The sequence below is a fragment of the Roseovarius sp. YIN77 genome, from assembly GCF_057219155.1.
The window spans coordinates 87,261-100,341 of record NZ_JBXVVI010000012.1; the positions used below are offsets into that span (position 1 = coordinate 87,261).

At 56.2% G+C, this 13,081-nt stretch carries 13 protein-coding genes and 1 tRNA gene; 7 read left to right on the forward strand and 7 right to left on the reverse strand.

All coding sequences use genetic code 11. From position 1 onward, the window contains the following. Positions 1–124 precede the first annotated feature (124 nt). Positions 125–3,562 carry a pyruvate carboxylase gene (locus tag AC2D8P_RS11470; protein ID WP_484702839.1) on the forward strand — a complete coding sequence of 1,146 codons (3,438 nt, stop codon included), beginning with the start codon at positions 125–127 and terminating at the stop codon, positions 3,560–3,562. A 65-nt stretch (positions 3,563–3,627) separates the two neighbouring features. Here the strand turns inward: AC2D8P_RS11470 and AC2D8P_RS11475 are convergent, their stop codons facing one another. Continuing rightward, on the reverse strand, positions 3,628–4,356 hold the full coding sequence (locus tag AC2D8P_RS11475) for a hypothetical protein (RefSeq protein ID WP_484702840.1): 729 nt from the start codon (positions 4,354–4,356) through the stop codon (positions 3,628–3,630). Between the two features lie 275 nt (positions 4,357–4,631). On the opposite strand from AC2D8P_RS11475, the gene AC2D8P_RS11480 reads away from it, so the two are divergent. The 5 genes from AC2D8P_RS11480 (at position 4,632) to pyrC (ending at position 8,535) form a co-directional block, all read left to right on the forward strand. Beyond that, positions 4,632–4,706 (forward strand) — tRNA-Gly (locus AC2D8P_RS11480). A gap of 379 nt (positions 4,707–5,085) precedes the next feature. Further along, on the forward strand, positions 5,086–5,397 hold the full coding sequence (locus AC2D8P_RS11485) for a hypothetical protein (protein ID WP_484702841.1): 312 nt from the start codon (positions 5,086–5,088) through the stop codon (positions 5,395–5,397). Positions 5,398–5,543: 146 nt separating this feature from the next. Further along, a complete protein-coding gene (locus AC2D8P_RS11490) occupies positions 5,544–6,497 on the forward strand; it encodes an aspartate carbamoyltransferase catalytic subunit (protein WP_484702842.1) in 954 nt (317 codons plus the stop codon). A gap of 160 nt (positions 6,498–6,657) precedes the next feature. Continuing rightward, positions 6,658–7,257 carry a hypothetical protein gene (locus AC2D8P_RS11495; RefSeq protein WP_484702843.1) on the forward strand — a complete coding sequence of 200 codons (600 nt, stop codon included), beginning with the start codon at positions 6,658–6,660 and terminating at the stop codon, positions 7,255–7,257. Positions 7,258–7,260: 3 nt separating this feature from the next. Next, positions 7,261–8,535: a dihydroorotase gene (gene pyrC / locus AC2D8P_RS11500; RefSeq protein ID WP_484702844.1), complete on the forward strand. Its 1,275-nt coding sequence runs from the start codon at positions 7,261–7,263 to the stop codon at positions 8,533–8,535. A 15-nt stretch (positions 8,536–8,550) separates the two neighbouring features. Here the strand turns inward: pyrC and AC2D8P_RS11505 are convergent, their stop codons facing one another. From AC2D8P_RS11505 to AC2D8P_RS11520, 4 genes are all read right to left on the reverse strand, one after another. Continuing rightward, positions 8,551–8,817, reverse strand: a complete 267-nt coding sequence (locus AC2D8P_RS11505; RefSeq protein WP_484702845.1) for a hypothetical protein — start codon at positions 8,815–8,817, stop codon at positions 8,551–8,553. A gap of 63 nt (positions 8,818–8,880) precedes the next feature. Then, positions 8,881–9,744, reverse strand: coding sequence for an NAD(P)-dependent oxidoreductase (locus AC2D8P_RS11510; protein WP_484702846.1), 864 nt, complete (start codon positions 9,742–9,744; stop codon positions 8,881–8,883). 76 nt (positions 9,745–9,820) lie between these two features. Then, positions 9,821–9,988, reverse strand: coding sequence for a hypothetical protein (locus tag AC2D8P_RS11515; protein WP_484702847.1), 168 nt, complete (start codon positions 9,986–9,988; stop codon positions 9,821–9,823). Between the two features lie 2 nt (positions 9,989–9,990). Further along, positions 9,991–10,386, reverse strand: coding sequence for an SgcJ/EcaC family oxidoreductase (locus AC2D8P_RS11520; protein WP_484702848.1), 396 nt, complete (start codon positions 10,384–10,386; stop codon positions 9,991–9,993). A gap of 129 nt (positions 10,387–10,515) precedes the next feature. Here AC2D8P_RS11520 and AC2D8P_RS11525 point away from each other — a divergent pair, with 129 nt between their 5' ends. Then, positions 10,516–10,641: an entericidin A/B family lipoprotein gene (locus AC2D8P_RS11525; protein ID WP_484702849.1), complete on the forward strand. Its 126-nt coding sequence runs from the start codon at positions 10,516–10,518 to the stop codon at positions 10,639–10,641. A gap of 959 nt (positions 10,642–11,600) precedes the next feature. On the opposite strand, the gene AC2D8P_RS11530 is transcribed toward AC2D8P_RS11525, so the two are convergent. Together AC2D8P_RS11530 and AC2D8P_RS11535 are read right to left on the reverse strand one after the other, a co-directional pair. After that, the gene (locus AC2D8P_RS11530) at positions 11,601–11,852 is read right to left on the reverse strand and encodes a hypothetical protein (RefSeq protein WP_484702850.1); all 252 of its coding nucleotides are present in this window, start codon (positions 11,850–11,852) and stop codon (positions 11,601–11,603) included. Between the two features lie 200 nt (positions 11,853–12,052). Next, positions 12,053–12,925: a hypothetical protein gene (locus tag AC2D8P_RS11535; RefSeq protein ID WP_484702851.1), complete on the reverse strand. Its 873-nt coding sequence runs from the start codon at positions 12,923–12,925 to the stop codon at positions 12,053–12,055. Positions 12,926–13,081 lie beyond the last annotated feature (156 nt).

Here is a 13,081-nt window from a genome sequence, read left to right on the forward strand (position 1 = left end):
GTTGCTTTGGCGAAGAATCCGGCACTACTCATGCAAACTGTTGCGCTGCAGCGCAGCAAAACGTAAAACCGTCACCAAATGGCGCATGGACAGGCGCCATTTCACTAGCATTTGGGGGGGTACCGTGGCCGAATTCAAGAAGATCCTAATCGCAAACCGGGGTGAAATTGCCATCCGCGTCATGCGGGCTGCAAACGAGATGGGAAAGCGCACCGTCGCCGTTTTTGCCGAAGAGGATAAACTCAGCCTGCACCGGTTCAAGGCGGATGAGGCCTACCGGATCGGCGCGGGAATGGGACCGGTCGCGGCCTATCTGTCGATCGACGAAATCATCCGGGTGGCAAAGGAATGTGGCGCTGATGCGATTCACCCCGGCTATGGCCTGCTATCCGAAAACCCGGATTTCGTGGATGCCTGCGCGGCCAATGGCATCACGTTCATTGGCCCCAAGGCTGAAACCATGCGTGCCCTGGGGGACAAGGCTTCGGCCCGGAAGGTGGCAATCGCTGCCGGTGTTCCGGTTATCCCCGCGACAGAGGTTCTGGGCGACGATATGAATGCGGTCCGGGCGGAGGCTGCTGAAATTGGCTACCCCTTGATGCTGAAGGCCAGCTGGGGCGGCGGCGGTCGCGGTATGCGCCCGATCCACGGCGAACACGAGGTCGAGGAAAAAGTTCTCGAAGGACGCCGCGAAGCCGAGGCCGCCTTTGGCAATGGCGAGGGCTATCTGGAAAAGATGATCATCCGCGCCCGCCATGTCGAAGTCCAAATTCTGGGCGACAAGCATGGCGGCATGTATCACCTCTATGAACGCGACTGTTCAGTCCAGCGCCGCAACCAAAAAGTGGTCGAACGCGCGCCCGCCCCCTATCTGACCGAAGAACAACGCGCCGAGATTTGCGAACTTGGCTACAAAATCTGCAAGCACGTGAATTATGAATGTGCGGGAACAGTCGAGTTCCTGATGGATATGGACAGCAGCAAGTTCTACTTCATCGAGGTAAACCCGCGCGTGCAGGTCGAACATACTGTCACCGAAGAGGTCACCGGCATCGACATCGTGCAGGCCCAGATCCGCATTGCCGAGGGCGCGACCATTGCCGAGGCCACGGGGAAATCGGCTCAGGATGACGTCCGGCTAAACGGCCACGCGCTGCAGACCCGGATCACAACCGAAGACCCCCTGAACAATTTCATTCCGGATTACGGTCGGATCACCGCCTATCGCTCTGCCACTGGCATGGGCATCCGCCTGGACGGTGGCACCGCCTATTCCGGCGGCGTGATCACCCGCTACTATGACAGTTTGCTGACCAAGGTCACCGCCCATGCTCAAACGCCCGAAGCGGCGATTGCACGGATGGACCGCGCCCTGCGTGAGTTTCGAATTCGCGGCGTATCGACCAACATTGCCTTCGTCGAAAACCTGCTGAAGCATCCGACCTTCCTATCGAATGAATACACGACCAAGTTCATCGATGAGACGCCTGATCTCTTCCGGTTCAAAAAGCGCCGGGATCGGGCCACCAAGATTTTGATCTACATCGCCGACATCACCGTCAACGGACATCCCGAAACCCAAGATCGCGTTAAGCCTGCGGCAGACCTGAAACGCGCGCCCACACCGGCACTACGTGCAGAGCCAGCCTATGGCACGCGCAATTTGTTGGAAGACAAAGGACCGCAAGCCGTCGCCGACTGGATGGCGGAACAGAAACAACTGTTGATCACTGACACGACCATGCGCGACGGGCATCAGTCGCTCTTGGCCACCCGGATGCGGTCAATCGATATGATCAAGGCCGCCCCATCCTATGCCGCCAACCTGCCGGGGCTGTTCAGTGTTGAATGCTGGGGCGGTGCCACCTTTGATGTGGCTTACCGGTTCCTGCAGGAATGCCCGTGGCAGCGCCTGCGTGATCTACGCGGGCGCATGCCCAACCTGATGACCCAGATGTTGCTACGCGCATCAAACGGCGTTGGCTACACCAACTACCCCGACAATGTGGTGCAGGCCTTTGTGGCCGAAGCGGCAAAGGGTATCGACGTTTTCCGCGTCTTTGACTCGCTGAACTGGGTCGAAAACATGCGCGTCGCCATGGATGCGGTGGTTGAAAACGGCAAAGTCTGCGAAGGCACGATCTGTTACACTGGCGATATCCTGAACCCGGACCGGTCGAAATACGATCTGCAGTACTATGTCGATATGGGCAAAGAGTTGAAAGCAGCCGGCGCCCATGTACTTGGACTGAAAGACATGGCGGGCCTTTTGAAACCGGCATCTGCCCGTGTTCTGGTCAAGGCCCTGAAAGAAGAGGTCGGCCTGCCGATCCACTTCCACACCCACGATACATCAGGCATCGCAGGCGCCACTATTCTGGCCGCGGCAGAGGCAGGCGTGGATGCGGTGGACGCAGCCATGGATGCGTTTTCCGGTGGCACGTCGCAACCGTGCCTTGGCTCAATCGTCGAAGGTCTGCGCAATACGGACCGCGACACCGGGCTGGATATTGGCGCGATCCGCGAAATCTCCAACTATTGGGAAGGGGTGCGCGGGCAGTATGCGGCGTTTGAGTCGGGCCTTCAGGCGCCCGCATCAGAGGTCTATCTGCACGAAATGCCCGGCGGACAGTTCACCAACCTCAAGGCTCAGGCCCGTTCCTTGGGGCTAGAAGAGAAATGGCCAGAGGTCGCGCAGGCCTATGCCGATGTGAACCAGATGTTTGGCGACATAGTAAAGGTCACGCCGTCCTCCAAGGTTGTTGGCGACATGGCCCTGATGATGGTCAGTCAGGGCCTGACCCGCGGACAGGTCGAAGACCCGCAAACAGACGTGGCCTTCCCTGACAGTGTCGTCGACATGATGCGTGGCAATCTGGGCCAGCCCCCAGGTGGCTTCCCGACACTGATCCAATCCAAGGTGCTTAAGGGCGACACACCGGCCACAACACGCCCCGGCGCCCATATGCCGCCTGTCGATCTGGAAGAAACCCGGGCCAAATTGTCTTCGGATTTGGAAGGGTTCAAAGTCGATGACGAGGATCTGAACGGCTATCTGATGTATCCCAAGGTCTTCCTGGACTACATGGGTCGCCACCGCATGTATGGGCCCGTTCGCACCCTGCCCACTAAAACGTTTTTCTACGGCATGGAACCCGGCGAAGAAATCTCGGCAGAGATTGATCCGGGCAAAATCCTCGAAATCCGCCTGCAAGCGGTCGGCGAGACCGATGAAAACGGCGAGGTCAAAGTGTTCTTTGAACTGAACGGCCAACCCCGGGTGATCCGGGTGCCCAACCGACTGGTCAAATCTCAAACTCAAAGCCGACCCAAAGCCGAACCCGGCAACCCCAACCATGTTGGCGCTCCAATGCCGGGTGTTGTGGCCTCTGTTGCCGTGACCGTCGGACAGGAAGTGCATGAGGGCGATATGCTCTTGACCATCGAAGCAATGAAAATGGAAACCGGAATCCACGCCGAGCGCGACGCGGTGGTCAAAGCCGTCCACATCCAGGCCGGCGGCCAGATCGACGCCAAGGACCTGCTGGTGGAACTTGAATAGTACGGAACATCAACGGAAAAAGGCGGGCCATAAGGTCCGCCTTTTTTAGTTTAGTTCAGTTAAAATCAACTTTCCGCAGGCTCTTCAGCGTCGCCTTCAGCTCCTTCGGCGCTCTCTCCTGCGTTGGCTTCGTCGTCGTCATCTCCCTCACTGCCTTCGGGGTCTTCAGTATTGAGGCCCAAGTTCACGTGAAGCTCATTCAAAGCCTCTGGTGACAACTCATCTCCACCGGTCAGCTCGCTCAACGGATCAGATTCAGTGCTTTCTTCACCTTCGACACCTTCGCCTTCGGCAACTTCACTCTCGGTGCCTTCACCTTCAGTGTTTTCGCCTTCAGTGACGTCGCCTTCTTCTCCGTCGCCTTCATCATCAGCAGTTTGTTGTGCCTCAATCGCTTGGCGATAAGTTTCTATCTTGCCAACCATGCTATCCGGATTGGCATTGTCCCAAGCGGTCGGGCTGGAATGGGACGCATTCATGCCCTTCAATTCAGATGCAATCGCACCATGGTTTGTCTTGCCTTCACCATCATCGGTAGAATTGGCGTTTTTACCACCCTGCCCGGAGCTGTTTTCAGAGTTTCCACCGCCGTTTCCACCACCATTGCTACCTCCGTTTCCACCGCCGTTTCCACCACCATTGCCACCGCCGTTGCCACCGCCGTTGCCACCGCCGTTGCCACCTTTGGCTTCTGCGATCTCAGTCGTAATTGGCAAGACGATCATACTGACAGCGCCCGTGAGCAATGCGAAAACGCTGGCGGACTTCAACAGTACAGCAACTCGATGTTTCATCTTCATATCCTTCGAATGGGTAACAGCAGCACGCGACTGCCCTCATTGTTTCCAAGATCGACAAAATCCCTTACGATTTGGAAACAGATTGGGCAAAACTGTGGCAAAAGATTGGCGTACAGCCACAAATGCTGATCACGACCACCTGCCTGTCCAGTGACTTTGCCGCTGCCACGCGGTTCTTGGCCAGCGATTACGGAAATTTTTTCAAACCACCGAATTTTTCACTTGCAGCCGTTTCGTGCAGTCGTTATCTGACGCCTCACCTACAGGATGCGGGCGTAGCTCAGGGGTAGAGCGTTACCTTGCCAAGGTAAATGTCGTGAGTTCGAATCTCATCGCCCGCTCCAAAAGGTCTTCCAGAAAATCAAAGACTTGCAAACTCAGGGTGTTTATAGCGCTTCTGATATCAACATTTGTTCACATCTAGAAGTACGAACGTTCACCTTTGGAATCGGGGCGTGAGCCGGGGTTTCATACTTGGCAAGGGGCTCGAAGCACGCTTCGGCGGCAACCTCGCGCTAACTCAACGAGCGACCTTGCAAAACCTTGCAATACCAAACGCCAGCAGAGAAGTTTGATGCCTGTGTTGCGGCGATCAGTTGAAACCTCAGGGACAAAGCAGACCTTGAGTGAACGCGCTTGCAGTGCCAGAAACACTTCACAGAAGAAACAAGTCGGCAACTGCTTTATCAGAGAATTCGTACCCACTTAATCGAATTGCTTGACATGTATTCGTCTTTCGACGGCATCGCTACACTTGGGGCCTATGAAATAGTTGAATTGGCCGGGGACTTGTTGCCGCTACATTTCGATCATGCTCCCAAAGCATTCAGCGAAAGGGAGATAGAAGCCATTTCTAAGTTTACAGAGCTTGCTGAACACGCAGCCGATGCAACTGAACAAGATACTTGGGGCATTGACTGGTTTAAGAGTTCGCAGGAATGGGTCAGCGTATCCAAATTTACAAATCAGACATCGGCTATCTTCTCCGAACACGGACGCTTTATCGCGGATCACGAAGAGGGTATTGCGACATAGGACGCAGCCACTTTGAACTCAAACCGACCATCCACCCAGATACGATGCGTGCGCCAAAATCCTCGGTCCCATAAATCTGTCGTGCCACCCCCTTGCCCCGGCCCGCCAACCCCCTCTATAAGCACCCAAATCAGGATGGAGCGACAATGACTTTCCGCCAGCGCCACCTTTTGGGGATCGAGGGGCTCGCCCCCGATGAAATCACCGCCATTCTGGATCTTGCCGACAGCTATGTGGATCTGAACCGCAGTCAGGTGAAACACTCCGATGCATTGGCCGGTCTGACCCAGATCAACATGTTTTTTGAAAACTCCACCCGCACGCAGGCGAGTTTTGAGCTGGCGGGCAAGCGACTGGGCGCGGACGTGATGAATATGGCCATGCAGGCCTCTTCGATCAAAAAGGGCGAAACCCTGATTGATACCGCCCTGACGCTCAACGCCATGCACCCCGATCTGCTGGTCGTGCGGCATCCGCATTCGGGCGCGGTGGATTTGCTGGCGCAAAAGGTCAACTGCGCGGTTCTGAACGCAGGCGACGGGCGCCATGAACACCCGACGCAGGCCCTGCTGGACGCGCTGACCATCCGGCGGCGCAAGGGGCGACTGCATCGCCTGTCGATCGCGATTTGTGGTGACATCGCCCATTCCCGCGTGGCGCGGTCGAACTTGATCCTCCTGGGCAAGATGGAAAACCGGGTGCGGCTGGTGGGCCCGCCCACCCTGATGCCCAGCCAGATTGATCAGTTCGGGGTCGAGGTCTTTCACGATATGAACAAAGGGCTGCAAGATGTGGATGTGGTGATGATGCTGCGCCTGCAACGCGAACGCATGGATGGCGGTTTCATCCCGTCAGAGCGCGAATATTACCACCGCTACGGGCTGGACGCGCAAAAGCTGTCAAATGCCAAACCCGACGCCATCGTCATGCATCCCGGCCCGATGAACCGGGGGGTCGAGATTGACGGAACATTGGCCGACGACATCAACCGGTCGGTCATTCAGGAGCAGGTTGAAATGGGCGTGGCCGTGCGCATGGCCGCGATGGATCTGTTGGCGCGGAATTTAAGGGCGCGGACAGATGACGGAGTGATGGTTTAAACACTGTGTTCTCGCAACATGACTGGACAGAATAGTAAACAACATGTGAGAATTGCAAAAACGGGACACTGGGCAGTTTCAAAATGCCATAATAAGACAAATAGATTTTAATCCTTGGAATATTCGCTAATTTACAAGGACGTGACGTAGAGGAACCTTTATGACCGATCCGCATTTCTCTCCAGCTGGTGAACAACGCCGGGTTTGGCTGTTCTCTTTGGACATGTCTGAGGAAGAGGTAAAAAGCTTCGCCGATGAGCAGTTCAACGAAGAGGGCACATCAACCGGATGGCCGCTCAGAGACGCTTTGGGTGTCGTGCGGTTGGACAAGGATTATGTTGAGGTGTTCAAGACCGACACGTTTTCCGAATACGGGCTGGATCGCTACCTGACTGAGGCACACGGCATGTCAGAGGCGCAAGTCACGGCAGATGCTGAGAAGCTGAAGGAGCTGAACGGCCATGCGGTTCTGGTGGTGTCCAAGGCCTTTGGTGGACGGGCGGCGCAGTTTAACCCGTCCGACAAGCTGACCCTGATTGGCAGTTATGAGGCCGAAAAGCCCAGCGCCGCGATCCTGAAGTTGGAGGCCAAAGCCGCCAAGCAACAGGAACTGGAAGAGAAGAAGGCCGAAAAGCTGGAAAAGCGGCGCGAGAAAGTCGCGCGAAAGCAATCTGACGCTTCGATCGGCGGGCGGGTTGCCTTGCTGGTCCTGCTGGTACTGTTTGTGCTTGTCGGCGCGATGATACAAATTTCGGGATAATCCATGACAGTCACGACCCTGACGAATGCGCGCCTGATCGACCCGGAGGCGCTGTCTGAAACTGCGGGCTGGTTGCGGGTAGAGGATGGCGTGATTGCCGGGGTCGGAACCGGTGATGCACCAACCGGGAGCGATGTCATCGATTGCGGCGGCAAATATCTGGCCCCCGGCATTGTCGATATCGGCGTCAAAATCGGCGAGCCGGGAGAACGGCACAAGGAAAGTTTCAAATCCGCCGGATTGGCCGCTGCGGCCGGGGGCGTCACCACGATTGTGACCCGCCCCGACACAACACCTGCACTGGACACGCCAGAGGCGGTAGAGTTTGTCATCCGCCGCGCCAATGAGGCCACACCGGTTCGTGTGCATCCGATGGCCGCCCTGACCAAGGGCCGCGTTGGGCGCGAAATGACCGAGATCGGGTTTTTGATGGATGCGGGTGCCGTCGGCTTTACCGATTGCGACCATGTGATCGGTGACACCAAGGTGTTTCAGCGCGCCCTGACCTATGCCAATTCCATGGGCGCGCTGATCATGGCCCATCCGCAGGAACCGGGGCTCAGCCACGGCGCTGCGGCGACATCGGGCAAGTTTGCCTCGTTAAAGGGCATTCCGGCGGTATCGCCCATGGCTGAACGGATGGGGCTGGATCGCGACATGGCGCTGGTTGAGATGACCGGTGCGCGCTATCACGCCGATTGCATTTCCGCCGCACGCGCCCTGCCCGCACTGGAACGGGCCAAGGCCAACGGGCTGGATGTCACGGCCGGGATATCGATCCATCACTTGACCCTGAACGCACTGGATGTGGGCGATTACCGGACGTTTTTCAAACTGAAACCACCCTTGCGCGATGAAGACGACCGTCTGGCGATGGTCCAGGCGGTGGCTTCTGGGGTGATAGATATCATCTCCTCCTTCCACACCCCGCAGGACGAGGAGAGCAAACGCCTGCCGTTTGAGGAGGCCGCCTCTGGCGCGGTTGGGTTGGAAACCCTGTTGCCGGCGGCGATGCGGCTTTACCATTCCGGGGATCTGAGCCTGCCACAGCTTTGGCGTGCTATGTCGCTAAACCCGGCCAAGCGGTTGGGCCTGCCGGGCGGGCAACTGGCAACAGGCGCACCTGCGGATCTGGTTTTGTTTGATCCTGACGCCCCCTTCGTCATGGATCGCTTTGCGCTGCAGTCGAAATCCAAAAACACGCCCTTTGACGGGCAGCGGATGCAGGGCCGCGTCCTGCGCACCTTTGTTGGTGGGGCAGAGGTCTACGCGCGCTAAACCGCCAGCCCCGTGTCAGGAAACTCGACCGGCGAAGGACATGACCAGTGCCAACGCCACGAAAAACAGCAGGGCGATGCCCCAAGCGGCAAATTTCAGCGCCCTTGATGCCGGTTTTCCGGCCTTGATACGCTGAAACAACAGCCATCCCGTCACCAGCGACATGGCCCCATAGGCCACAGACATCAGCCCCCCGGTTGAGTTTAGTGCCGGACCAGACAGCGTTTGATACAATACCGTTAAGCCAAGGGCGATAAACAGGGTTGGGATAATAAGTTTCATCAAATATCTCCTGATCAGCGGGCGGGGTGACCCGCAACCGTTTCAGACTATCGCCAGATCATCTTAGGCCTTTGCCATCATTTCAACCAGTGATGTCAGTTCTTTTTCGGCAAGGCCTTGATCAATCGCCTGTTTGGTCAGATCCCGCATAAGGCGCGGCAACGCATCCGTCGTGCCGGTTAAGGCAAACGTCGCCATGACATCCTCCAACGCATTCAGGTAAACCTGCACTGTCGCACCCGCGTCATCATATTGCCCATCTGGAACCGTAGCAGCAAAGAGCTTGGAATAGTTTGCGGCCATGCCAAATGTCACGGGCACTTGATCGACAAAGGCTTGAACCGGCAGACCCGCCTTTTTGCACACAGCACCGCCATAGATCAGACCAAACATCCAGGCCTGTCGGGCGGTGAACATCGCCGCAAAAAGGCCCGGAATCGCGGCGGCCGTGGTGCCCACATGGGCCGACGCCCCGCCCAGCGTTTTAATGACATCCGCGCACCTGCCCCAAACGTCCGCAGGCCCGGCACACAGGATCGCGGTTTCCGCCTTTCCGATCCCGGACGGGTAGGCATTGATCATCCCGATTTGCCAAGTGGCCCCGGCACCCGTCAACATTTCCACCAGGTCTTCGGCCTCTTCCGCGCCGCCGGTCGACAGATCAACAATGGTTTTGCCCGCCAGAACATTTGCCTCTGGGGTCAACATCTGGGTGGTTGTTTCATGGGTTTTGACGCAGGTAATAATGATATTACTGGCCGAAATGGCATCCGCCAAAGACTGTGCCACCAGCGCACCTTGATCCACCAACGGCGCAGCCTTATCCGCCGATCGGTTCCACACGGTCACGGTTCGCCCGCTCTCCAGCAACGTCGCCGCCAACGCCGCCCCCATCTTGCCCAATCCAATGATGCTAATATCTGTCATTTTACGGCCCCATAAAAAAGGAAAGCGTAGCAAAGCCAGACCCGTCTGTCGAATTTTGTCTCGTATAATCCGCGCGTTATTTCTTGCGCAGAACCGGGATCATCCAGATCAAACAGGAAATGATCCACACGGCGCTGCCCACCACAGTCAGCATATCGCCAAAGCGAATACCCACCGCGACAAAGATCATTCCGGCAATGATGAAACCGATCAGGCCGATCAGTTGATAATGATCATCGGTCATAACTAGCCTCCTTCGACCTGGCGGGTATAGTCGGCCTCATCAAACCAGCCCAGCGACCGGATGATGCGCATGTCATCATCAAATTCTGACTCTTCCCAACCGCTAAAGCTGACAGGATTGCCGGTCTCCACATGATGGCCGGTCACCGTCCAGCAAAACACCGCATGATTGCAGGCAAACCTGAACTCGTCCAGCGTCAGGGCCAGATCAGGAAATTCGATGCAAAACCCTGCGACCATCTCGACTATTGCGCTGCGCCCCACCATCGGATCGCCGTTATTGATGACAAAGACGGCGTTGGGGGCGTAAAACGCGCCCACGGCCGCGGCGTCATGGGCGCTCCAGGCTCGGGGGTAGTCGGCGCGCAACTGCGCGATTTTTTCTTCGCCATTGTTCATCAAGATGGTCCCTCAAAAGGCCACAACGCTCTCAGGCTCAATTCCGCCCGGACGGGTTGCAGCGTTCATTTCCGGCTTTTCCAAGCTCTTTCATCTGCTTATACTCCGCCAAAATCTTTCGGAGGCAACATGAAAAAAGCATATCTACTGATCGCCCTGATGCTCGCGTCGCTCGGGCTGAGCGCTTGTGAAACCATTCAGGGCGCCGGGCGCGACATTACCAACGCTGGTGAAGCACTCGACGACGCGCTGTAAGCGGGGTTTCAACCGCCAACCACCATATCTGGACCAAGCAAACAGATATTGTGAATAATTGCACTGAGCCACCGACATATAGTTGATCTTGGGCAATGAACCGTGTATCGAGACCCTACAGGTGCATAGACGCGGTAGCATTCTGACTTTCGGGGCTCGATTGCCACAGGCAATTCGGGCCCCGTTTTCATGTGGCGATCTGAAATTTTTGATGAACCATAGAAAAAGGCGCCAGGTGCTCAGACGCGGTCCTTGCATTGTGCCCGAAGACACACCCTGACGCCTTTCTGAAACATCCACCCCGAGGGGTATCGGCTTCAGAAGACAAGGATCCCGAAAAATCCCCATCTAATGCCATTGGTCCGAAAACCTCTGGCGACCCAATTAGATCCGAAGATCATCTTGGGGGTGCTCTGGCCCTAGATCACCGACCGGTTTCATCCTTCCCGAGGGAATTCAGCACCCTGCCTGCGCCCTATAGTCCTTTGCGGATAACACTTGGTCTGAAAACCTCGCCCCACCCGCGCCAGCCTCGAGGGGCCTTTGCGTCCCGCCGCTGTTCTAAGAACCGCTGCGGTAAAGACACGTTCACAAAACCCGCGGCACGAGGCAAGAAAATAGCACTGCAGCATGAAAATTAGCTGGGGATAAACTGTTGATAGGCCTGTGACTGATTATGTGGATAAGTCGGCAAAATGCAGACGGCAGAACCAGATGCGCGGGGATAAGGTCAAAATCGAAAAAAATGCCCGAAATTTCGGTTTTTCTGCGGGTGCGAACAGGCCATCTCAACCGGCAGAGGCAATCGGGCAGAATCACCTGCCCCAATACCCACCCGAGTATGCCTGTTTCAGCCGTTAAATTAGAATCGCCGCAACCTCTGCCAAGCCGACCAGTGCCAGCAAACCGGTCGAGATTGTTTTCAACATCGGCAGGTTTCGGGCCGCGACCGATTTACCTTAATTCGAATTGGCCGTCGCCTCATCCATATCGTCGCGCAGGGCGATCATATCATCCAGCGCCGCGCCACCGGCCAGAATACCGTAAAGCGTCGCGGCAATCGTCAGCGTGATCAGTGGTGCCGAATAACCGCCCGGCCCAAATTCAATCATCGCCGCAATCGCCGCCATGGTGAAAATCGTCGTGCGCATGATCGACATGAGATGATCAATCCGTGCGATCAACAATTTCGTGCGAATATCTGGTGTCATTATCTGTCCCCTCTGTTGTGCCGGATGATCCGGCGTGAGGGGAGGATAGCACAGAGCGGCGCTTCAGCTAATGTTCCGCCCGGCGGCACCGCCGGGCCGCGCCGACCCGCCCGTCAAACCGAAGGTTTGCATGCGGCAAATCGGGCGGCGCGATTGCGCCACCCCGGGTCAGTCGCGGCACTCAGCATCATGATCCGACCTTAGGGAAGAAGAGAAAGCCATTTTTGAGCAGCTTCGACGACAGCGGTGACCTTTTCGGGTCCAATCATTTGGTATGCACCGTAAACCCCGGTTGCCGGCACACCGACCTTCATGGCCATTGATATTCCTTCTTTGATCGTCGTATCGACCGCTAGGTCAGCCTTGCGCCCCGCCCACTTGGCGCATTCGGCACCGATCCTAAGAAGCGCATCAATCGCCTTTTGAATTTTGCTTCTATCTGGCTCTTCGCTTGACGCTTCTTCCTGTAAATCCTGAAGCGGCTTCCACACAGCTATAAATTCACTGGAAATGGTTGGTGCCGCCTCTATTGGTTCCGGCGGATTGTTCCCACCAATCCCAAGCCGCGATTGGGAGGCAACAGCAAGCTCTTGCTCCAATTCCTCAATCCGCTTCTCCAGATCAAATCGGGCGCGGATTTCCTCAATCACATTTGCAATATGCTCTGGCCCCTGATCCCAATCCTCATCCGGGATCAACGCCACCCGGCGTTGCAGTTCCCAATCCATCGGGTTGCCATCAAGGAAGCCTTGGTACCATTCGCGCCAGAACGACCAATGTGGATCGTAATCAAAGTAGATACTTAACTCTGCTATCGCTTTATCATCATTTGTAATCATATCGCTTTCAGCCCGCCATAGCACTTGGGATTCATTGAGGTGCTTGACGCTTTTTATGTCTCGCTGAACTGCGTCTGCATTTCCCGATTCTAAATTTGGAGCACTCAAAATGCCTGACATCGGGGCAACAGCAACTTGTCTTGCGTTGTTAGATACATTGGCCGCTCTAGATGAGGCCCAAGCTACATCTGGCAAATTAACCGAAACCTGGGAAGCATTAAAACCAGTCTTCAACGCTGGAGTCCCCCCGGTTTGAAGGACGGTTATGGGCTTATTCCGTTGAAAAAGTCTTCTTGATTGGATGCCGTTTCACTGATTCAATTTCCCTATTGAAGCGGGGGATTAATGCCGATGATGGGGCCTAGACAAGAAGCACAGGCGGCACTGTTT

What these genes read in the sequence shown, in the direction of transcription:
- AC2D8P_RS11475 (WP_484702840.1), bottom strand. Translation starts at nt 4,356, where the DNA reads ATGAAACATCGAGTTGCTGTACTGTTGAAGTCCGCCAGCGTTTTCGCA.
- AC2D8P_RS11485 (WP_484702841.1), top strand. Translation starts at nt 5,086, where the DNA reads ATGTATTCGTCTTTCGACGGCATCGCTACACTTGGGGCCTATGAAATA.
- AC2D8P_RS11490 (WP_484702842.1), top strand. Translation starts at nt 5,544, where the DNA reads ATGACTTTCCGCCAGCGCCACCTTTTGGGGATCGAGGGGCTCGCCCCC.
- AC2D8P_RS11495 (WP_484702843.1), top strand. Translation starts at nt 6,658, where the DNA reads ATGACCGATCCGCATTTCTCTCCAGCTGGTGAACAACGCCGGGTTTGG.
- pyrC (WP_484702844.1), top strand. Translation starts at nt 7,261, where the DNA reads ATGACAGTCACGACCCTGACGAATGCGCGCCTGATCGACCCGGAGGCG.
- AC2D8P_RS11505 (WP_484702845.1), bottom strand. Translation starts at nt 8,817, where the DNA reads ATGAAACTTATTATCCCAACCCTGTTTATCGCCCTTGGCTTAACGGTA.
- AC2D8P_RS11510 (WP_484702846.1), bottom strand. Translation starts at nt 9,744, where the DNA reads ATGACAGATATTAGCATCATTGGATTGGGCAAGATGGGGGCGGCGTTG.
- AC2D8P_RS11515 (WP_484702847.1), bottom strand. Translation starts at nt 9,988, where the DNA reads ATGACCGATGATCATTATCAACTGATCGGCCTGATCGGTTTCATCATT.
- AC2D8P_RS11520 (WP_484702848.1), bottom strand. Translation starts at nt 10,386, where the DNA reads ATGAACAATGGCGAAGAAAAAATCGCGCAGTTGCGCGCCGACTACCCC.
- AC2D8P_RS11525 (WP_484702849.1), top strand. Translation starts at nt 10,516, where the DNA reads ATGAAAAAAGCATATCTACTGATCGCCCTGATGCTCGCGTCGCTCGGG.
- AC2D8P_RS11530 (WP_484702850.1), bottom strand. Translation starts at nt 11,852, where the DNA reads ATGACACCAGATATTCGCACGAAATTGTTGATCGCACGGATTGATCAT.